At 65.4% G+C, this 19668-nt stretch carries 20 protein-coding genes; 8 read left to right on the forward strand and 12 right to left on the reverse strand.

Annotated elements, in window-relative coordinates:
- Positions 1–42 precede the first annotated feature (42 nt).
- Positions 43–1491: an efflux transporter outer membrane subunit gene (locus tag A9975_RS31325; protein WP_370565889.1), complete on the reverse strand. Its 1449-nt coding sequence runs from the start codon at positions 1489–1491 to the stop codon at positions 43–45.
- A 594-nt stretch (positions 1492–2085) separates the two neighbouring features.
- Here A9975_RS31325 and A9975_RS31330 point away from each other — a divergent pair.
- From A9975_RS31330 to A9975_RS31355, 6 genes are all read left to right on the forward strand, one after another.
- The gene (locus A9975_RS31330; RefSeq protein ID WP_150988453.1) at positions 2086–2373 is read left to right on the forward strand and encodes a winged helix-turn-helix domain-containing protein; all 288 of its coding nucleotides are present in this window, start codon (positions 2086–2088) and stop codon (positions 2371–2373) included.
- Positions 2374–2496: 123 nt separating this feature from the next.
- The gene (locus A9975_RS31335; protein WP_183036145.1) at positions 2497–3105 is read left to right on the forward strand and encodes a 2OG-Fe(II) oxygenase; all 609 of its coding nucleotides are present in this window, start codon (positions 2497–2499) and stop codon (positions 3103–3105) included.
- Positions 3106–3162: 57 nt separating this feature from the next.
- Positions 3163–3885, forward strand: coding sequence for a Crp/Fnr family transcriptional regulator (locus tag A9975_RS31340; protein WP_183036146.1), 723 nt, complete (start codon positions 3163–3165; stop codon positions 3883–3885).
- Positions 3886–4140: 255 nt separating this feature from the next.
- The gene (locus A9975_RS31345; RefSeq protein ID WP_183036147.1) at positions 4141–4593 is read left to right on the forward strand and encodes a hypothetical protein; all 453 of its coding nucleotides are present in this window, start codon (positions 4141–4143) and stop codon (positions 4591–4593) included.
- A gap of 589 nt (positions 4594–5182) precedes the next feature.
- On the forward strand, positions 5183–5398 hold the full coding sequence (locus tag A9975_RS31350) for a hypothetical protein (RefSeq protein WP_183036148.1): 216 nt from the start codon (positions 5183–5185) through the stop codon (positions 5396–5398).
- Positions 5399–5559: 161 nt separating this feature from the next.
- Positions 5560–6423 (forward strand): LysR family transcriptional regulator, encoded by an 864-nt coding sequence (locus tag A9975_RS31355; RefSeq protein WP_183036149.1) that lies wholly within the window; start codon positions 5560–5562, stop codon positions 6421–6423.
- Here A9975_RS31355 and A9975_RS31360 read toward each other — a convergent pair.
- Positions 6420–7424: a zinc-dependent alcohol dehydrogenase family protein gene (locus A9975_RS31360; protein ID WP_183036150.1), complete on the reverse strand. Its 1005-nt coding sequence runs from the start codon at positions 7422–7424 to the stop codon at positions 6420–6422. The two genes, A9975_RS31355 and A9975_RS31360, sit on opposite strands and share 4 nt — an antisense overlap.
- Before the next feature lie 530 nt (positions 7425–7954).
- On the opposite strand from A9975_RS31360, the gene groES reads away from it, so the two are divergent.
- Together groES and groL are read left to right on the forward strand one after the other, a co-directional pair.
- Positions 7955–8245, forward strand: coding sequence for a co-chaperone GroES (groES, locus tag A9975_RS31365; protein WP_006160236.1), 291 nt, complete (start codon positions 7955–7957; stop codon positions 8243–8245).
- Between the two features lie 40 nt (positions 8246–8285).
- Complete coding sequence (gene groL, locus A9975_RS31370; RefSeq protein ID WP_183036151.1) at positions 8286–9929, forward strand: chaperonin GroEL; 1644 nt, start codon at positions 8286–8288, stop codon at positions 9927–9929.
- Between the two features lie 154 nt (positions 9930–10083).
- Here the strand turns inward: groL and A9975_RS31375 are convergent, their stop codons facing one another.
- The 10 genes from A9975_RS31375 to A9975_RS31420 form a co-directional block, all read right to left on the reverse strand.
- Positions 10084–10872: a metallophosphoesterase gene (locus tag A9975_RS31375; RefSeq protein WP_183036152.1), complete on the reverse strand. Its 789-nt coding sequence runs from the start codon at positions 10870–10872 to the stop codon at positions 10084–10086.
- A 92-nt stretch (positions 10873–10964) separates the two neighbouring features.
- Positions 10965–11633: an isoprenylcysteine carboxylmethyltransferase family protein gene (locus A9975_RS31380; RefSeq protein WP_255504135.1), complete on the reverse strand. Its 669-nt coding sequence runs from the start codon at positions 11631–11633 to the stop codon at positions 10965–10967.
- Between the two features lie 124 nt (positions 11634–11757).
- Complete coding sequence (locus A9975_RS31385; protein ID WP_183036153.1) at positions 11758–13239, reverse strand: VWA domain-containing protein; 1482 nt, start codon at positions 13237–13239, stop codon at positions 11758–11760.
- A 34-nt stretch (positions 13240–13273) separates the two neighbouring features.
- A complete protein-coding gene (locus A9975_RS31390) occupies positions 13274–13909 on the reverse strand; it encodes a TadE/TadG family type IV pilus assembly protein (RefSeq protein ID WP_183036154.1) in 636 nt (211 codons plus the stop codon).
- Entirely contained in the window at positions 13909–14388 is a 480-nt protein-coding gene (locus tag A9975_RS31395; protein WP_183036155.1) for a TadE/TadG family type IV pilus assembly protein, read from the reverse strand. Before A9975_RS31395 ends, A9975_RS31390 begins: the two co-directional genes overlap by 1 nt.
- A gap of 51 nt (positions 14389–14439) precedes the next feature.
- Complete coding sequence (locus tag A9975_RS31400) at positions 14440–15393, reverse strand: type II secretion system F family protein (protein ID WP_183036156.1); 954 nt, start codon at positions 15391–15393, stop codon at positions 14440–14442.
- Positions 15394–15442: 49 nt separating this feature from the next.
- The gene (locus A9975_RS31405; protein ID WP_183036157.1) at positions 15443–16417 is read right to left on the reverse strand and encodes a type II secretion system F family protein; all 975 of its coding nucleotides are present in this window, start codon (positions 16415–16417) and stop codon (positions 15443–15445) included.
- A gap of 43 nt (positions 16418–16460) precedes the next feature.
- Positions 16461–17816, reverse strand: a complete 1356-nt coding sequence (locus A9975_RS31410; protein ID WP_174426198.1) for a CpaF family protein — start codon at positions 17814–17816, stop codon at positions 16461–16463.
- A 49-nt stretch (positions 17817–17865) separates the two neighbouring features.
- Complete coding sequence (locus A9975_RS31415; protein WP_183036158.1) at positions 17866–19077, reverse strand: AAA family ATPase; 1212 nt, start codon at positions 19075–19077, stop codon at positions 17866–17868.
- 51 nt (positions 19078–19128) lie between these two features.
- Positions 19129–19452 carry a hypothetical protein gene (locus tag A9975_RS31420; protein WP_183036159.1) on the reverse strand — a complete coding sequence of 108 codons (324 nt, stop codon included), beginning with the start codon at positions 19450–19452 and terminating at the stop codon, positions 19129–19131.
- Positions 19453–19668 lie beyond the last annotated feature (216 nt).

The raw sequence follows: 19668 nt of genomic DNA on the forward strand, positions 1-19668 counted from the left end.
GAATTGGGGGGCAGGGGATCAGGGGATCAGGGGATCAAGAGATCAGGGTTGCGCCAGCGCATCGCTTTGCCAGCCGCCGCCGATTGCCTTGATCAGTGCCACGCTGGCGGCAAGCTCCCGGCCACGCAACTGGATCGCGGTCCGTTCGTTAGACAAGGAAAGGGCCTGTGCCGTTACCACCGAGAGGTAGGATGCCGTGCCAGCGCGGTATTGCGCCAGGCTCACGCGCTCCGCCACGCGGGCGGCGTTCACCGCTTGGTCCTGCACCACCACTTCCTGGTCGAGCACGCGCAGCGCCGAGAGGTTGTCTTCCACCTCCTGCATGCCGCTGAGCACGGTTTGCCGGTACGCCGCAACCGCCCCGTCGTAGGCCGCCACGGCCTGGTCGTTTTGCGCGTTGCGCAGCCCGCCGTCGAAGATGGTGCCGGCCAGCGCCGCGCCCAGCGACCACACCCGGCCAGGCGGCCCGAACCAGTTGGCCAGGCTGCCGCTGCTGGCGCCGCCCACTGCGGTGAGCACCAGCGACGGGAAGTACGCAGCGCGCGCCACGCCGATATTGGCATTGGCCGCCGCCATGCGGCGCTCGGCCGCCGATATGTCGGGGCGGCGCTCCAGCAGCGCCGAAGGCAGCCCCGGCGGCACCGCCAGCGGGCGCATCGAAAACGGCTCTGGCGCCAGCTTGAACTCGGCTGGGGCGCGCCCGAGCTGCACGGCGATGGCATGCTCCAGCTGGTTGCGCTGCACGTCCAGGTCGATCGCCTGCGCTTGCGCCGCGTTCAGCGTGACCTGCGCCAGCGCCACGTCGCCCGAGGTAGCCACGCCTGCGCGGAACTGGCTCTGGGTCAGCTTGAGCGATTCTTCATACGCGGCCAGGGTGCGGGCATACAGAGCCTTGAGCACATCGGTGACGCGCAGCTGGATATAGTCCTGCACCAGCTCGCCCTGGATCGTCAGGCGCGCGGCGGCGAGGTCGGCAGCGCTGGCCTGCGCGTTGTCGCGGGCCGCTTCGATGCTGCGCCGCACCTGGCCCCACAGGTCGATCTCCCAACTGGCATCGAGGTTGGCCGAATGGGTGTTGGACACCGTCTGGATGCCCAGCGCGTTGGTGCGCGCGCGCCCGACTCCCACGCCGGCACCGAGCGTGGGAAACAAGGCGGAGCGCGCCGCCTGCGCCAGAGCGCGGGATTGCCGGTACTGGGCCTCGGCCTGGCGCAGGCTCTGGTTGGCTGCATTGGCTTGCCCCACCAACTCATTCAAGCGGGCATCGTCGAAGCCAGCCCACCAGGCCTGGGTCAGATCCACCGGGCGAGGCTCGGCGACCTTCCATTGATGATCGTCCGGCACGGCCTCGCGATACGCAGCGGGGGTCTCGACCGGGGCGCGCTGATAGTCCGGGCCGACCGCGCAGCCGCCCATCCAGGCAGACGCCAGGGCGAGGCAGAGCAGGCGCGGCGAGAGCAAACGCGCGGCGTTCATGAAGGCGAGAAGCAAGCGATAGTCATGACGGACTTTTGTGAGGCAATGCCGTTGTTTGTCGTTTCCTGGGCTGGCGGGGTGGTTTGCGCACGCATGCGCGCCGAGCGCGCGGCGTCGCGCAGGCGGGTCATATGGCAAGGATAGTGCGGCGCGGGAATGTGTGAAACGCGCTGCGCATGACTGAATATTTCAGTTGCTTACGCCGGTGCAGCGGGCGACGCGATGGTTTGCGCCGGCAAGTGAAGCGCGTAATACACCCGCGGATACATACGCGGATGCGACATCCGGCGGGCGCGCGTGCCTGTTACGGTATCTTGCAACGGGTGGATGCCGGGTTGTGCGGCGCGTCAACGGGCGAGTGAACGCCAGCGCCGCAGTGCGCGCCCCGGCGCCGCGCGAGCCGCCACGGGCGGGCTGCCGCAGCCTGTTGTAATCTTGTGTAATTGCGCGCCAGCGAGCCCCGGCGGGTTGCATTTGCTGCGCCTGCCGCGTAGAAAGTAGGTGTCAGGCGGTCGCGGCGGAAGGGCTGCGGCAATCCGTACGGCCGGCCGACGCATATCGACGCATATAACTACATGACATCTGGACGACGAGCGGGAAGGCGTGGCCATGGAGACCGATCAAGAAAGCACCCTGACTTACGCGCTGCTGACAGTGCCAGCGCGTGCCGCCATCTGCCGCGCGCTGCTGGAGGCGGGCGAAGCTGGCATGCCGGCGTTCGACCTGGCTGGCGTCGCCGGGCTGAGCCTGCCACGCGCCAGTCACCATTTCAATGAACTGATGCAGGCCGATGTGCTGGCCCTGGTCGTGCGTGACCGGCAGGTGATCTATGTGCTCAAGGCCCGCCGCGCGGTGAGCCTGGCGCTGGAGTATCTCGACAGCAGCGGGTTGTTGTAGGCCGGCGGCCGGCATGGCTGCCGCCCCGGGGCTGTTAAAATGCGCGCCTGCGCGCCAAGGGCCTCCTGTTGTCCAGGTGGCCCTTTTCATTCTGATGTTTCCCCAGCAAGAAATCTCCCACCCATGTCAGCCCTGGAACGTTTGTTTGTTGCCCTGGAAGAACACGGTTGGGCAGTGTCCGACGACCTCATCGACACCACGCTGGCGGCGCGGCTGCTTGCCGAGAGCCGCGCGGCGTGGGAGGCCGGCCTGTTCCATCCGGCCCGCATCGGGCGGGGCGAAGCCACCGCCCGCGACGCGGGCATTCGCGGCGATTCGATCCTGTGGCTCGACGACGCGCCCGCCGGCGCGGCCAGGGCGGATTTCCAGGCCTGGGCCGCGGGCTTGCGCGAGGCCTTGAACGAGCGCTACTTCCTGGGCTTGAAGCGCGAGGAATTCCACTTCTCGCACTATCCGGTCGGCACCGCCTACAAGAAGCACGTGGACCAGCATCGCGCGACCCTGCATCGCAAGATTTCGCTGGTGCTTTACCTCAATCCTGAATGGAGCGAGCGCGATGGCGGCGAACTCGCGCTCTACGGGCAGGACGACGGCGCCACCGAGTTGCACCGAGTGCTGCCGCAGCGTGCGCGGCTGGCTGTGTTTCGCAGCGACCTGGTTCCGCATGAAGTACTGCCCTGCCACAAGACGCGCTGGGCACTCACCGGCTGGTTCCGTACCGATCAGGCCTGAACCCCCTGAGCCGCCTGAGCGGCATCGGCAGCGTAACCAGCAACCTGGGGAAAAGGCATGAGCACACGACCGCAGCCGCACGAAGACGACACTGCCGCTGGACAGTTTTCGGCCGAGCTCGAAGCACTGCTCCGGTCGCATGCCATGCGGCGGCAACTGGTCAAGGGTGAGGTGCTGTTTACCTACGGCTCCAACCCGGATGCGCTCTTCTGCGTCGAGCGCGGCGCCATCAAGGTCAGCAGCACTGCGCAGAACGGGCGCGAGGCCGTGGTCAGCCTGTTGGAACCCGGTCAGTGGTTCGGGGAGGTCTCGCTCTTCATCGACGCGCATCGGGTGTACGACACGCGCGCCGCGGAGGCTAGCGAACTGTTGGTGATTCCCGCCGCCACCTTCCATGCGCTTGTCGCGCGCGAGCCGCGCTGGCTGATGGAGTTCACGCAACTGATCTGCCGGCGCTACCGCAGCGCACTGGAGTGGATCGACGAGGTGATCCTGATGCCGTTCCCGGTGCGGCTGGCGCGGCGCCTGCTTGCCGTCGAGCATGCGCACGCGCTGTCCACCCGTGGCATGCCGGGTGCGCGGGCATCCGGCGCCCCCGCCGCGCTAAAGCTCTCCCAGGAAGACCTGGGCCATATGCTTGGCGTGTCCCGCCAGAGCGTCAACCGGCAGCTCAAGGACTGGGAGAAGCAGGGCGTGCTGCGCCTGGAATACGGGCGCCTGACGTTATCCGACAAGGCGGCGCTGCAGGCCATCGCCAGCGAGTCCGCGCCTGGCACGTAGCGTGGGAGTTTGCGCTTCGTCGCAAGAATGAAATAACCGGCGGCTATGATCGTGGCGGGGCCGGCGGATACTTCTCCCTTCGCGGGGATGGCAGATTTTTTGACGAAATCCGTGTCTGCATGGCCCCGTCCCGCTTGACGGCGATGGCTGCTTCCTGCCTTTCCTCCTTTTGTTCCTTTCGCGCCGCCGGCGAAAATCAACGATATAAACGATATATACTGTTTTGATACCACTGCGATCAAAACAGGAGGATGCATGGCAACGGTTTCGAATGGGCGCACGCGTGCGCCCGCGCCCGCCGCGGCGCAGAAAAAGGCAGCCACCGCAGTGAAGCCGCCGGTCACGCGCGCCATTAAGGCGGAGACGGCAGGCAAGGCTGCCAAGGCTGAAGCGGTCAAGACCGTGGCTGCCGCACCGAAGGCCGAGAAAGCAGAGAAGGTTGAGAAGGCACAGAAGCTTGCCAAGGCCAAGGTCGTGCGCGACAGCTTCACCATGCCGGAGTGGGACTATGCCAAGCTGGCGGAACTCAAGCGGCGCTGCCTGAACGGCGGCGCGCACGTGAAGAAGAGCGAGTTGCTACGGGCCGGGCTCAAGATGCTGGAGTCGCTGCCGGAGCGGCAGTTGCTGGCCGTCGTGGCCCAGGTCGAGACCGTCAAGACGGGCCGGCCCGCCAAGCGCAGGGCGCGCGACGCGGCTTCCGGGCAGTAAAGCTGCGGCGTATATTGCGTGGCACCTGGATGTATTGCGTCCAGGTGCGCGCCGTATTTTGCGGGTTTCATGAATAGTTGATGACAGCCTCAACCATCCGCCGATTCGGTCGTTAAGATGGGCAGGGCTTACCAATCCTGAAGCCGGACCGACCAGACGCTGCCCTGCCGGTCCGCCGCTTTTCAGAGCCTTCACCGTTTCTTGCCGGCGCCATCGTCATCCGCAGAATGAGTCTCTTCAGGCCATCTTTCTGGTGCCCGTTTTCCGTGTTCGCCGTCGTCTCGGTGCCGCTGGCCGAGCCACCGCGGGAACGGCCGCCGGGCGATACGTCCGCGCGCAGTGAAGCGAATCCAGATGCGCGGCGAGACCTCCTCACGGTGCCCACGCCTGCTGTCCGCTAACCTGGCCGCAGCGGCCCCGCCGAGGCATTGTTTCGTTGCGCCGCAAGACAACTCATAGTCCGCTATATATCTGGAAAAGGCTCGCAAAGTGCCTATAATTATGGTGCGTTGCACCAATTTTCCTGCTGCCATCCTGCTATGTGCTGTGCCGGATGGAACCATGCCCCCTATCAACCTGAGGTAAATCCATGTTGCCGTGTGAGCGATGCAAGCGCCAGGCCGGCAGGCCGGGACACCTGCCGCCGCACGAGGATCTGGTGGCCTCGCGCGCCAATGCGCGGTCCCAGGACGGCGCCGCCTATGCGTACCGCTGCCGCCAGTGCGGCTGCACGCTGGTGCTGCGCAGTCCCAGCCGGGAAGTGCCTGACTACTGGGCCTTGGAGGGGCGGGCGCCTTCCGCCTGACGTTGACGGGATGCCGGCCCGCCGCCGGCGAACGCGCTATTGTTGCCGCCACACTGCCGTGCCATCATCGTGCAGCCGCCTGCGACTTGCCTGGCCGCGCCGAATCTGACACCTCCCAAACGTAACCTCAGTAACTTTAGTAACGTCAGCGAATTCCCCGGATGGATTGGAGCGATATCAAGATCTTCCTGGCGATCGCCCGCGCCGGCACCCTGGGTGGCGCCGCGCGCGCGATCGGGCAGACTCAGCCGACCATGGGCCGCAGGCTGAAGGCGCTGGAGGATGCCGTCGGGCATGCCTTGTTCCAGCGCACCAGCGACGGTTATGTGCTGACCGATGAAGGGGCCGCCGTGCTCGCTCACGCGGAGCGTATCGAGGCAGAGGCGATTGCTTTCGAGCGCCAGCTGTCCGGCCAGGCACGGGAACTGGATGGCATGCTGCGGATATCGTCGTCCGACTGGTTTGGCGTGCACATGCTGACGCCGGTGATCGCGGACTTTATCCGCGCCCATCCACGCGTCACGGTGGAACTGGTCACCGATGCGCGCTTGCTCAGCCTGGCACGCCGCGAGGCGGACCTGGTCTTTCGCATCCGCGCGTTCGACGAGGCCGATATCGTCCAGCGCAAACTGATGCACATGGACTACGCGCTCTACTCGGCGCCCGGCGTGGCACCACCGCGCGCGGGCGATGGCGAGGGCCATGCCCTGCTGACGCTGGATGCGGGCTTCGCGGATTTGCCCGACGTGGCCTGGATGCGCAAGCTGCTGCCGAACGCCTGGGTGGCATTCGGCAGCAACAGCCGCGAGGCGCAGGCCAAGCTGTGCGCGGCCGGCGCGGGGCTGGCTGTCTTGCCCTGCGCGCTGGCCGAGCGCCTGGGCGGGCTGCAGGCCATCGACATGGGCGAGGCGCCACCGGGGCGCGACGTCTGGGTGGGCTATCACCGCGACCTGCGCCGCCTGGGCCGGCTGCGCGCCTTCCTCGATGCCACCATCGAGCGCTTGGGCAATCGCGCAGACGCTTAATCTCCGGCAATCTCCACCACTAGCTTGCCCTTGGCTGTGCCTGTCTCGATGGCGCGATGCGCGTCGATGGCGCTGTCGAGCGTGAAGTGCCGCGCATCTAGCCGCACGCAGAGCTTGCCCGCATCGGCCAGCCGTGCCGCTTCGCGCAGGATCTCGCCGTGGTGCGCGCGGCCCTTGCCGGTGAGCATTGGCATCAGCGTGAACACGCCCGAATACGTGGCCGCGCGAAACGATAGCGGCGCCAGCGCGTGCACGCCCCAGCCAAGGCAGCTCACCACATGGCCGCCATAGGTGCGCGCCGCGAGGAACGAATTGTCCAGCACCGAGCCGCCCACCGTGTCGTAGACCACGTCGAAACCCTCGCCGGCGGTGTATTGGTCGACATACTGCGCGGCGGATGTCGTGGCGTGGTCGATCGCGGTGGCGCCATAGCCCTCGATGATCGCCTTCTGCGCGGCCGAGCCCGTGGCATACACCTGCGCCCCGAGCGCGCGGGCGATCTGCACCGCGATATGCCCCACGCCTCCGGCGCCGCCATGCACCAGCACCTTCTGGCCAGGCTGCACGCGCGCCCGGTCGACCAGGCCTTCCCACGCGGTGATGAACACCAGCGGCAATGCGGCGGCTTCGCGCATCGACAGCGCGGCGGGCTTGCGCGCGAGCAGGTCGGCATCGACCGCCGCGTACTGCGCAAGCGATCCTTGCAGGCCGCCCACGCCACCGGTCATGCCATAGACCTCGTCGCCGGGCGCGAAGGCCGTCACGCCCGCGCCCACGGCTTCGACCACGCCGGCCAGGTCCAGCCCCAGCACGGCGGGCAAGGGGTGGCGGGCGTGCCCCGCCTGGCCGGCGCGGATCTTGGTGTCGAGCGGGTTGACGCCGCTGGCCAGGATGCGCACCAGCACCTGGCCGGGGCCGGCCACTGGCCTGGGAAGCTGGACGGCCGTGAACGGCGCGCCCGCGGATTCGACGATGAGGGCCTGCATGGTGGCTTGGGACATGACGCGCTCCGGATAAGTTGGCGATGAAGTAGCGAAGGGGTGGCGAAGGGTTGGTGTGACCATTCTTGGCCAGGCCGGCGCGCTCGTAAATCAACGCTTCTGTACTCTTGCCATGCAGTTTTGAATGGGCTGGCGTCTTGTCATGTCGCCCTGGGCGTGGGTGACGTTGATGATCGGGCAGCAGGCGAAAGTGCCGCAGTCAACACCACGGGGGGCACGCGGCGATCCGGCCCCGAGGCATTGGGTTGGTGATCCATGAGCAACTTTTCTTTCGGCGAAATCTGTCCGAATCCCCGTGGGACGCAAATAAAGATCTCGCCGCGCGGCCAGGCCCCATAACGATTTTCACAATTCCAGGGTAAACACGTATCAAGTCGTTGACTTGAAAACGCTACCCCCCGTCCCTATAATTAGCACTCGTTGGGCATGAGTGCTAACAGACCTCTCCCAGCGTACTAATTCTGCTGGCCGTCAGTGCTGGCGGTCATTTTTTGTGAATCTAAAATCACTTTTTGTACCAAGGAGTCCGTATGAATCTGCGTCCTTTGCACGACCGCGTGATCGTGAAGCGTCTGGACAATGAAACCAAGACCGCTTCCGGCATCGTGATTCCCGACAACGCTGCCGAAAAGCCTGATCAAGGTGAAGTGCTCGCCGTGGGCCCCGGCAAGAAGGACGACAAGGGCGCTTCGATCGTCCTCGACGTCAAGGTGGGTGACCGCGTGCTGTTCGGCAAGTATGCCGGCCAGGCCGTGAAGGTGGATGGCCAGGAACTGCTGGTCATGCGCGAAGAAGACATCATGGCTGTGGTGAACAAGTAATCCACGCACCCCATTCGTACAGATTTAGGAGATTCAGAACATGGCAGCTAAAGACGTAGTATTCGGCGACGCCGCCCGTGCCAAGATGGTCGAAGGCGTGAACATTCTCGCCAACGCAGTCAAGGTTACCCTGGGCCCGAAGGGTCGTAACGTGGTGTTGGAGCGCAGCTTCGGCGGCCCGACCGTGACCAAGGACGGCGTGTCCGTGGCCAAGGAAATCGAGCTGAAGGACAAGCTGCAGAACATGGGCGCGCAAATGGTCAAGGAAGTGGCTTCCAAGACCAGCGACAACGCCGGTGACGGTACCACCACCGCAACCGTGCTGGCCCAGTCGATCGTGCGCGAAGGCATGAAGTATGTTGCCGCCGGCATGAACCCGATGGACCTGAAGCGCGGCATCGACAAGGCTGTGGTGAACGCGGTTGAAGAGCTGAAGAAGCTGACCAAGACCACCACCACCAGCAAGGAAATCGCGCAAGTCGGCTCGATCTCCGCCAACAGCGACGAAGTGATCGGCAAGCTGATCGCTGAAGCGATGGACAAGGTCGGCAAGGAAGGCGTGATCACCGTGGAAGACGGCAAGTCGCTGGCCGACGAGCTGGAAGTCGTGGAAGGCATGCAGTTCGACCGCGGCTACCTGTCGCCGTACTTCATCAACAACCCGGAAAAGCAAGTTGTCGCCCTGGACAACCCGTTCGTCCTGCTGTTCGACAAGAAGATCTCGAACATCCGTGACCTGCTGCCGGTGCTGGAACAAGTGGCAAAGTCGGGCCGCCCGCTGCTGATCATCGCTGAAGACGTCGAAGGCGAAGCCCTGGCGACCCTGGTGGTGAACAACATCCGTGGCATCCTGAAGACCGCTGCTGTCAAGGCTCCGGGCTTCGGCGACCGCCGCAAGGCCATGCTGGAAGACATCGCCATCCTGACCGGTGGTGCAGTGATCGCTGAAGAAATCGGCCTGACGCTGGAAAAGGCAACCCTGCAAGAACTGGGTCAAGCCAAGCGCATCGAAATCGGCAAGGAAAACACCATCATCATCGACGGCGCCGGCGACGCAGCCTCGATCGAAGCACGCGTGAAGCAAATCCGTGCCCAGATCGAAGAAGCGACCTCGGACTACGACCGTGAAAAGCTGCAAGAACGCGTGGCCAAGCTGGCCGGCGGCGTTGCAGTGATCAAGGTTGGTGCAGCCACCGAAGTCGAAATGAAGGAAAAGAAGGCACGCGTGGAAGATGCACTGCACGCAACCCGTGCAGCCGTGGAAGAAGGCATTGTCCCCGGCGGCGGTGTGGCCCTGCTGCGCGCTCGTGCTGCCATCGCTAACCTGACCGGCGACAACGCTGACCAGAACGCTGGCATCAAGATCGTGCTGCGCGCCATGGAAGAGCCGCTGCGCCAGATCGTGCTGAACGCTGGCGAAGAAGCTTCGGTCGTAGTGGCCAAGGTCATCGCAGGCAACGGCAACTACGGCTACAACGCCGCCACCGGCGAGTACGGTGACCTGGTGGAAATGGGCGTGCTGGACCCGACCAAGGTGACCCGCACCGCGCTGCAGAACGCTGCTTCGGTCGCTTCGCTGATGCTGACCACGGATTGCGCCGTGGCAGAACTGCCGAAGGATGAGTCGGCTCCGGCAATGCCGGGCGGCATGGGCGGCATGGGCGGCATGGACGGCATGATGTAAATCTGCCGGCCTGCCAAACGGCAGCCTGCTGTACCCGCATCACCCGTAGTAGCAAAAACCCCCGCTGGCGCGAGCCGGCGGGGGTTTTTGTCTATGGGGACAGTCTGTCTATGGGCGACAGTCGCGGCCCAAGGGGTGCCGTCGCGGGAAAGGCCTACAGTTCCACCGTGTAGCACCAGTCGAAGGCCGGGTTCTCCGGTTCGCCGGTCTTGCGGCGGATATAGCCGCGCGGGTTGCACACCACGCGTGCGTCCTCAAGGCGGTAATCGAAGCCCGTGTGCGTATGGCCGTGGACCCACAGGTCGGCCTGCGCAACCAGGTCCGGCCTGCGCGAGATAAATCCGGCGGAAACCAGGTCGTGGGAGAAGCGCGGGTCGAGGCTGCCGAGATCCGGTGCATGGTGGGTCACCACCACCGTCTTGCCGGCAAAGGGCTCGGCGAGCTGCGCCGCCAGCCAGGCGCTGGCCGCTTCGTGCCGCGCCAGCGCGTCGGCCGTGGTGAAGCGGCGCCGCTGGCCGCCGCCATCCGCCACCTCGATCAGGCGGTGGTCCACCATCACGCCAGCGCAAGCCAGCATCGACTCCTCGCGCCGGTTGGCGCCAAACAGCGCATAGTCGGTCCACCAAGTGGTGCCTATCACACGCACCGGCTCGCCTGCCAGGTTGTCGAAACAAGCCACCGCGTCATTGAGCACGCGCACATGCGGCGCCGCCCCGGCAGCCTCCGCCATCTCCGCGTCCACTTGCTCGAAGGCGCTCTCGTAGTACTCGTGATTACCCGGCACATACACCACCGGCCCCGAAAAGGTGCGCGCGGCCCAGTCGACGCCGGCACGGCCATTGGCGATATCGCCGGCCAGCACCACCAGGTCGGCGGGGCAGGCGGGTACCGCCGCCGGTGTGTCGTGTTCGAGGTGCAGATCGCTGAGGATGCGGATTCTCATGCTGGCTCCATGCGGGGTGTGCGCTGGCCGGGGGCGCGCACGTGCATGGATTCTTCAGAAAAGCGCCGGCCCGGTCAAGGCCGGCGTGGCAATCAGAAGACGCCCGGCAAAACGCGGTAGCGGACCTTGCCCCGATAGGCGCGGTACTCGGGATCCTCCGATAGCAGCGCCTCCTCGCGGGCGATGCGGATCCCCTGCAGGACAAACTGCCCGGCGAACACAAGCACGTTCTGCACCCCGAAGTTGGCCAGCAGGAAGCCGATGTCGGTGACGAGGTAGCCCAGGTAGATCGGATGGCGCACGAGCCGGTAGGCGCCATCCGACACGATCCCGCGGTTGGCGGGCAGGATGCCGAACGAATAGCGCAGCGAGGCCTTGGCGAAGATCTGCCAGGCTAGCCCGGCGATCTGCAGTCCGGCGCCGATCGCCTCCGGCACGATACGCGTGCCGGGTGCAAGCTGGATGGCCATGAAGTAGTAGGTGCCGCCGAGCGAGCAGAGCACGGCGACGAAGCTCCAGTCGCGCCGCGCCGGCACCCGTACGATCAGTGACAGCCCGACTGTCAGGCATTCCGCCACCACGATCAGCAGCAGCGTGATGCGCGTCGGGTCGGCTAGCCAGTGCTTGATGGCCGCGTAGGCGAACAGGCCGAGGAGCAGGGCGGTGGCGATGCGCAAGCTCATCTCCACCGCCATGTCGCGTGGCTGCAGCGTCATGGGCGGGGGTGTCCCGGCGAGCTCAACGGTTTTGCTGTCGTACATGGTCTTCCCCTGAAAAGACGCCACTTCTTGATCGATATATTGACGCGTTCATGCCAGCCCGCGCTTTACCTGCTGACCTGCTCCACCACCGCCACCTGTGTCCCCGTGTCCCAATGTCCCCGCGTCACTTGGAAATGCGCAGGATCTCCGACGCCAGTTTGGAAAAACAGGGTTTGAGGCCACTGATGTTGGCGGCGTAGCAATAAACGCCCGATGGCTGGGCGCTGTTGTACAGCGGCGCATCGGGCGTGTTGGCCAGGTTCTTGAGCAGGTTAGCGTCGAACCCGCCGTTGCCGTCCAGCCCCAGCGTAAAGATGTACACGCCGTTGCCGCGCAGATAGCTGGCCATTTCCACCGGCACGTTGGTGGCGGCGTTGAAGATGTTCTGCGCGTTGAAGGTGGAACCGACGACATAGGGCACCGAAGTCGGGGTGATGGCAAATTGCTGGTCGGTGGCGTTATGCGCGTTGTAATACGCGGGCATCTGGGTCGGCGTGACCGTGGTGACCGTGGAAGTGGAGGTGAACGTGCCAGGCTGGTTGCCGTTTCCCGAGCTGCCGCTGGTTTGCGTCGAGCTCGTGCTGAGGTTCGCGCAGGCGCCGGTCATCTTGGTGTTCTGCTGGTTGATCTGGTAGAACCCGCCCACGCTGGAGGTTGGCGAGCTGGTCGTGGCGCCTCCCGCGCATACCGTCGTTCCGTTGGCCGTGCTGTTCGTGGTGCTGCTGGTGCTGGTGCTCTTGCAGGCCTTGCCCTTGCTGTTGCAGGTAGTCGTGGTGACGGTCGTGGTGGTGCTGGTGGTGGTGTCCATGCGGTAGCTGGCTGCGAGCGTATTGGGCTCGCCGTCCGAGAAGAACACCACCACGCGCAGGCTTGAGCGCTTGCTGGTCGCGATGCTGTTGAGCTGCGCGTTGGCCTGCCACAGCGCTTCCGTGTAGTTGGTGTTGCCGCCATTGGAGAGGTTGGTGATGGTGTTCTCCATGACGGTGCGGTTAAAGCCGCGCTGTGTCGTGTTGATGGCGATATCCGAAACTGCCCCCGTGGCGAAGTGCACCAGGCCGACCCGGTCTTCCGTGGGGCTGAACTGGTCGAGGAAGCTGTTTGCATTCGCCCTGACCGTGCTCCACACGGGCCCCATCGAACCTGAGGAGTCGATGATGAAGATCAGGTCGAGATCCTTGCGGATGGTCTGCGAGGTGGCGGCCACGGCGATGTTGTTGAAACCGAGTACCTTCATGAGCGAAAGCGGCATGGTTGCCGTGCCGGAGACGCCGATGGTAATCGCCCCGAGCGTGGGCGTATCGAAGTTCACTGTCACAGGATTCAGCGCGGGCGTGCCGCGCAGGTAGCCATTGGGATAGTTGGCGTAGAAGAAGTTGCTGGCGGCCTGGCGGGCATTGGCTGCCTGGTCGGCCTGCGTGGTGCCGTTGGTGACAGCCTTGGCTGCGGCGATGGCGGCGGAATCCACTGCGGAATTCAGCTTGGCCTTGGTCACATAAGCCATGCCGGCATCCACGGCGAGCCCGACGATGCCCAGCAGTCCGATCATCAGCAGGCCCGCGATGATGGTGATCTGCCCCTGTTGCTTGTTGGCATGTTGCAGTTTCATGGCGGCTCCTTGGCGTTCCTTGATGTCCCTTGTCTCAGAAGGCGGTGACCGAGTACAGGTTGGGACCGATGTTCGGCATCTTCAGCACGCCCATCGTCAGGCCTTTGAAGTACATGTTGAAGTTGTAGTAGGACTCGACGACGTAGACGATCTGGCCATCGCTCAGCAAGCCCGTCATGGCGCTCGCGGTGGGCGATGAGGTGCCGCCGGACGGCAGGCCGGCGCAACTGCCGTCGCTCGCCCACGAGCCGCTGCCGCTGCCGCAGTTCCACACCTGGCTGCCCGGCACGGTGCCGCCCAGTGACCAGCCGCCCGTCCAGCGGTACTGTTCAAGCACGATGTTGCGCACCGTGCAGTTGCTGCCGGCGCAGTTCTCGGCGTCACCCATGATCTTGGTGATGTAGATCATCCCGCGCTGGCTCATATTGAGTGGCGGCGTGGTTTGCGCCAGCGCCACCATGATGTCCTGCGGTGTGTAGGTCGAACTGCGAGAGGCCAGGTTGGCGCCTTCGCGCGTCAGGCTGACCAGGATCAGGTTGGCCTGGATGGCCCGCGCGAAATCGATCACGGGCAGCGTCAGGAAGATGAAGACGGGCAGCAGGATGCCGAACTCGATTGCGGCGATGCCGCGCGCTGCCTGCCTGCGGCGCAGTGGACGGGTGCGTTTCATCAGAAGGCCTCGTTGCGCATGGTGGCGGCGACGCTGAAGTTGTACTTGCCGCCCGTGGACTTGAAGAACGCCGCGACCATCGGCGTGAGCAGTGGCCAGGAGCAATTGACCTGGATCACGACCAGGTCGCCGGCACCGCCGAACATGCTGCCGCCGCTGGCCTGGCTGGTGCCGTTGACCCAGGTGGTGACCGTCGCATTCGACATGTCATACACCCCAAGCGAGCTGTCGTGGATCTTCGCCAGCACGGCCACGTAGCGCTGCTGCGCGCTGGTGTTCGGATCGAGGTTGTCCTGCCCGGTGATCGCATAGCGCGCGCCCTCGCGCACGGCGTGCTGCATGGTCAGGTTGGCCCACATCATCATGCCGAAGTCCACGATCGAGAACAGCAGCAGGAAGAACAGGGGGGCCACCAGCGCGAACTCGACGGCGCTGGCGCCGCGCTGCCGCCGGGAAGTCTTGGTGTTCAGGGTTTGCATGGCGTAGCCCCTTGTGGAATGCGACGATACCTGCGCCGGATACGCGGCCCGCTAGGTGGTGCTTATCATGAAAGGTATCAACGAGCGATAGAACTGGATGGCCGGCGAGCCGAGCAGCACCACGAACAGCGACGGCAGGATGAAGAAGATCAGCGGGAACAGCAGCTTCACTGCGATCTTCGCCGCGCATTCCTCCGCGTACTGCCGGCGCTTGACGCGCAGCGTGTCGGCATGCACCCGCAGCGAATCCGACACGCTGGTACCGAAGCGGTCGGCCTGGATCAGCATGCTGACCAGCATGTCGACGTCTTCCACGCCCGTGCGCAGCGCCAGGTTGCGCAATGCCTTCTCGCGCGACAGCCCGGCGCGCAGTTCCAGTACCAGCAACTCAAGCTCTTCGCCCAGCGCATTGTGGTCGGCGCGCAATTCCTCGACCACCTTGAGCAAGGCCGCGTCGAGCGCAAGGCCGGCCTCCACGCACACCGTGATCAGGTCGAGCGCATCCGGGAAGTTCTCGAAGATCTCCAGCTTGCGCTGCTTGATGCGCCGGCGCAGCACCAGGTCCGGCAGGTAGAAGCCGGCGATCGCCACACCCAGCAGCGCGGCGGGCAGCAGGCGGGGGTTGTCCTCGCTGATCACGCCGCCCGTCAGCACGAACAACAACAAGGGGAAGACGAGGGCCAGCGCCGTCTTGGCGGCAAAGTAGACCGGCACCGCCGAGGGGCTGCGCCAGCCCGCGTTCATGAAGCGGGTGCGCAGGGTGGAGCCGTCCCAGCCTTCCTTGGGCAGGGACAGCCTGGCCAGCGGCTTGGACACGCGCTCCAGCTTGCGTATCCAGTCGGCCTGCAGCGCGGACGGGGTGGCGTCGTCGGGGGCAGTGGTCCGGGTCACCTGCGTGATGCGCCGCTGCAGTGCGTCGCTGCGCAACAGCATCATGGCGGCCAGCGTGACGCCGAAGGCCAGCAAGAAGGTGAAGACCAGGAGGAGGATTTGCTCGATTCTCATGATTGTGCTGGGCGTTGCCCATCCTTTCCTAAGTTGAACTTGTCCCTGCCTAGATGTGGATACGCACGATCCGGCGCATCCACAGCAGGCCAAGTACCATCAGCGCGATGGCATAGCCGACGATCCACGGCCCGCTGGGATCCGTCACCAGCGGTGCGAGGAAATCCGGGTTCAGGAAAAACATGGCACCCGCCACGCCAAAGGGCATCAGCGCGAGGATCACGCCAGAGAGCCGGCCCTCGGCCGAGAGCACGCGCACCTGGCCCAGCAGTTTCATGCGTTCGCGGATGATGTGGCTGACGTTGCCCAGGATCTCGGCCAGGTTGCCGCCGGATTCGCGCTGGATCATCACGGCGATCACCAGGTAGCGCAGGTCGGGCAGCGGCGCGCGGGTGGCCAGGTTGTTCAGCGCATCGTGCATCGAGGCGCCGTAGTTGATTTCGTCGAACGCCATGCGGAACTCCGCGCCCAGCGGGTCGGGCAATTCGTCGCCGGCCATGTCGAGCGCGCTGGAGAAGGAGTGCCCGGCGCGCAGCGCGCGGCTCATCATGTCGGCCCCCTCGGGGAGCTGCGCCTCGATCTGTTGCAGGCGGCGGCTGCGGCGGCGGTTCACGAACCACAGCGGCACCGGCAGCCAGCACAGGCCCGCGGCGGCGGCCGGCACCGCAGGCAGGTCCAGCAGCAGGCTGATCGCGTACAGTGCCGCCGCCGGCAGCAAGGTCAGGCCGAGATAGGTCGACACGCTCCAGTACAGGCCCGACTGCATCAGCAGGCGATCCAGCGCCTGCACGCGCGGCATCTTGCGCAGCAGGCCGGCAAAGAACGCCGAGCCGCTCAGCTTGCGCTCTTTGATGATGGATGACGGCTCGGCCTGCCAGGCGGTCTCGGCCACCGCGCGCAGGCGCCGTCCCAGGCGCCGGGCGCCAGCGCTGTGCTTGCGCAGCCACCACTGGTAGCCGACCACGATCAGCATCACGATGGCGACAAAAAGTGAAAGGCCGAAGCCGGCAAGGGTCGTGTTCATGGCGTGGTCTCCTGCGCTGCGTGCGTGCGGTTGGGTCGTGCGGTCAGACGTCGAAACGCAGCGAGGGCTCGAACAGCCGGTCCGGCACGCTCAGGCCGAACGATTGCAGGCGTTCGCAAAAGTGCGGCCGCACACCGGTGGCGCAGAAGTGCCCCTTGACGCGGCCTTCGGCGTCCACGCCGGTGCGCTTGAAGGTGAAGATCTCCTGCATGTTGACCACATCGCTTTCCATGCCGGTGATCTCCTGCACGCTCATCAGCTTGCGCCGCCCGTCGGTCAGCCGTGACACCTGCAGGATCACGGTGATGGCCGAGGTGATCTGCTGGCGCATGGTCTTGGGCGGCAGCGCGAGGCCGGCCATGCTGACCATGTTCTCAAGCCGGGTCAGCGCGTCGCGCGGCGTATTGGCGTGGATGGTGGCGAGCGAGCCTTCGTGCCCGGTGTTCATCGCGTGCAGCATGTCGAGCGCCTCCGCGCCGCGCACTTCGCCGAGGATGATGCGGTCCGGGCGCATGCGCAGCGCGTTCTTGACCAGCGCGCGCTGCGTGATCTCGCCCCGGTCCTCGATGTTGGGCGGGCGTGTTTCCAGCCGCAGCACGTGGTCCTGGCGCAGTTGCAGTTCCGCCGCGTCCTCGATGGTGACAATGCGCTCGCTGGCCGGGATAAAGCCGGAGAGGATATTGAGCATCGTGGTCTTGCCGCTGCCGGTGCCGCCCGAGATCAGGATGTTCAGCTTGGCCTTGACCATGGCCTCGATCAGCTGCGCCATCGGCGGCGTGAGCGTTTGCAGTTCCACCAGGTCCTTGACCATCAACGGATTGACGGAAAAGCGCCGGATCGACAGCAGCGGGCCGTCCACAGCCGACGGCGGGATGATCGCATTCACCCGCGAGCCGTCGGGCAGCCGCGCATCCACCATCGGGCTGGATTCATCGATGCGCCGGCCCACGCGCGACACGATCTTGTCGATGATCTTCATCAGGTGGGCGTCGTCGTTGAAGGTCACCGCCGTCAGCTCCAGCTTGCCGCGGCGCTCCACATAGACCTGCTTGTATGTATTGACCAGGATGTCGGAGACGGTCGGGTCGCTCAGCAGGGGTTCGAGCGGGCCGAAGCCGAGCATCTCGTCGCGCACGTCCGACACCAGCCGCTTGCGCTCGGTTTCGTTGATGGGGATATTGCGTTCGTCGATGATGCGCTCGACCAGCAGCGCCAGCTCGCGCCGCACCTGCTCGGGCGACAGGCGCTGCAGTTTTTCCAGTTCCACGCGTTCGATGATGGCTTCGTGGATCTCCATCTTGAGCTGCTGGTAGGCCGCGCTCGCGGTGTTGCTGGCGGAGCCGATGCGCTCGGTGATGGTTTCCCCAGCCTTCTCGTAGAGTTGTTCACGCAATGACATGTCGGTTCTCCGCTGCGCGCCTGGCGCCGATGTGGTTGATCAGGGCTGGCTAGGCATGCTTCTCGATGTGCAGGCCGGTGCCGGGCTGGCTGTGGCGATGTCCCAGCAGCTTCTTCAGCAGTCCTTCTTCCTTCTTTGCCGTGCCCGGGTAGACGCTCTCGACCATCTGCACCAGGGCGCGCGAGATCGCGCTGCGCTCGGCCAGTTGCAGCACCGGCACGCCCTGATTGCTGGCGTCGCGTGCCGGCTTGGGGTCCAGCGGCAGCATGTGCGCAACCTTTGCGCCCAGCGTCTCCTCCAGCGTGCGCAGGCTCACCGGCGCGTTCTTCTCGTACTGGTTGATCACCATATGCAGGCGTTCGGTGGGATAGCCCAGCGAATGGAAGATCTCCATCAGGTGCCGCCCGGCGCGCAGGTAGGGCAGGGTGAGCTGGAGCACCGGGTAGATCCTGTCGCTGTGGTCCAGCACCATGATCGAGGAAGGATTGATGTCCTGGCCCACGTCAAAAATGATGACGTCATAGGCCGGGCGCACCAGGTCGAGGATGCTCTCGAGATGCGCCGCCTTGATATCCCCCGCCTTTACCGGGTCGCCGGCTCCGGCGATGACGTCGAAGTTGGGATGCGCATGCGTGATGCACGCGTCGAGCAGGGCCAGGTCCAGCCTGTCGACCTGCTGGCAGATGTCGGTGAGCGTGGCCGGCGGCGCTTTGTCCGTGACCAGGAAGGCGGCATCGCCGAACTGCTGGACCAGGTCCACCAGCAGCACGCGCTTGCCGCGCGTGGCGGCGATGGCGTAGCCCAGGTTGGCGGCGACGAAGGTGGTGCCGCTGCCGCCTTTGCAGGAAGTGAAGGTCAGCGTGCGGGCCTCGGCCTCGGCGCCGCCTTGCGGCTTGATCGCCAGGCGTTCCAGCTCCTCGTTGAACTCGCGGGGATCCAGCGGCCAGCGCAGTACGCTGCGCACGCCCATGCGCATGGCGCGCATCAGCAACTCGGCGGTTGGCGAGGGCGTGACCAGGATGCAGGGCACGTCGCCCGGCTCCGGAAAGCGCTGACGCAGGCGCTCCAGCACGCTGAGGCTGAAATCGTCCGCCTGCAGGATCAGGAAATCCGAGGGGTGGATCAGTCCGGCCATGCCTAGCGCTCTCTCCGGATCGGTGCAGACCAGTTGTACCTGCCGCTGCGTCGCGACCTGTCCGGCCATCGCGGACAATTGGCGGGCCTGTGTCTCGTCGGCCGAGACCAGAATTAGCTTTGCCATCTCGATATCTCCCAAATTGCAGATCGGCCTCGCAGCATGCTGGCAGCGCGGTCAGGGCGTGGAGCCCGAGGACGACGAGGTGCCAACCCCGATCGCATAGGCATTTCCGTCGCTCGGCGGATTGCGGTACGACGAGTTGTAGCGGTCCAGGGCAAAGGTGGCGCTGCGTGCATCGACTCCGGTCACCGGGTCGGTGTTCGCCGATGCGTCGGGGTTGAGCGTCTGCATGGCGCGCACGGTGCGCACGGCGTCGCCGAAGTGGGCGTCGTACACCGGCGTGGTGGTCATGCAGCCCGCCAGGCCGGCGGCAGCGCATGCCGCTGCGGCAGCGACGCCCAGCCGGGAGAGTCGGGCAAGTAGGTTGCGGAAGTTCATGATGTTCCCCTGTTCGTTGCGCTGCGTTGGCTTCGGGCTCATTGGTCTGATCCCATGCCCGGCGCCGGTGCCGCGGGCGAGCCAGGCAAGGTTGCGTCGGCGGTGGTTCGCGCTGCCAGGGCGCCGGCGGTGGATGCCGGCACGAGGGCGCCGGCATTGGCCGTGTCGCGCGCGCCGCTCGCGGGCGAGGTGCTGGTGCTGGGCGCGGCCGGTGCT

Source organism: Cupriavidus sp. UME77 (assembly GCF_014170355.1).
GTDB lineage: Bacteria > Pseudomonadota > Gammaproteobacteria > Burkholderiales > Burkholderiaceae > Cupriavidus > Cupriavidus basilensis.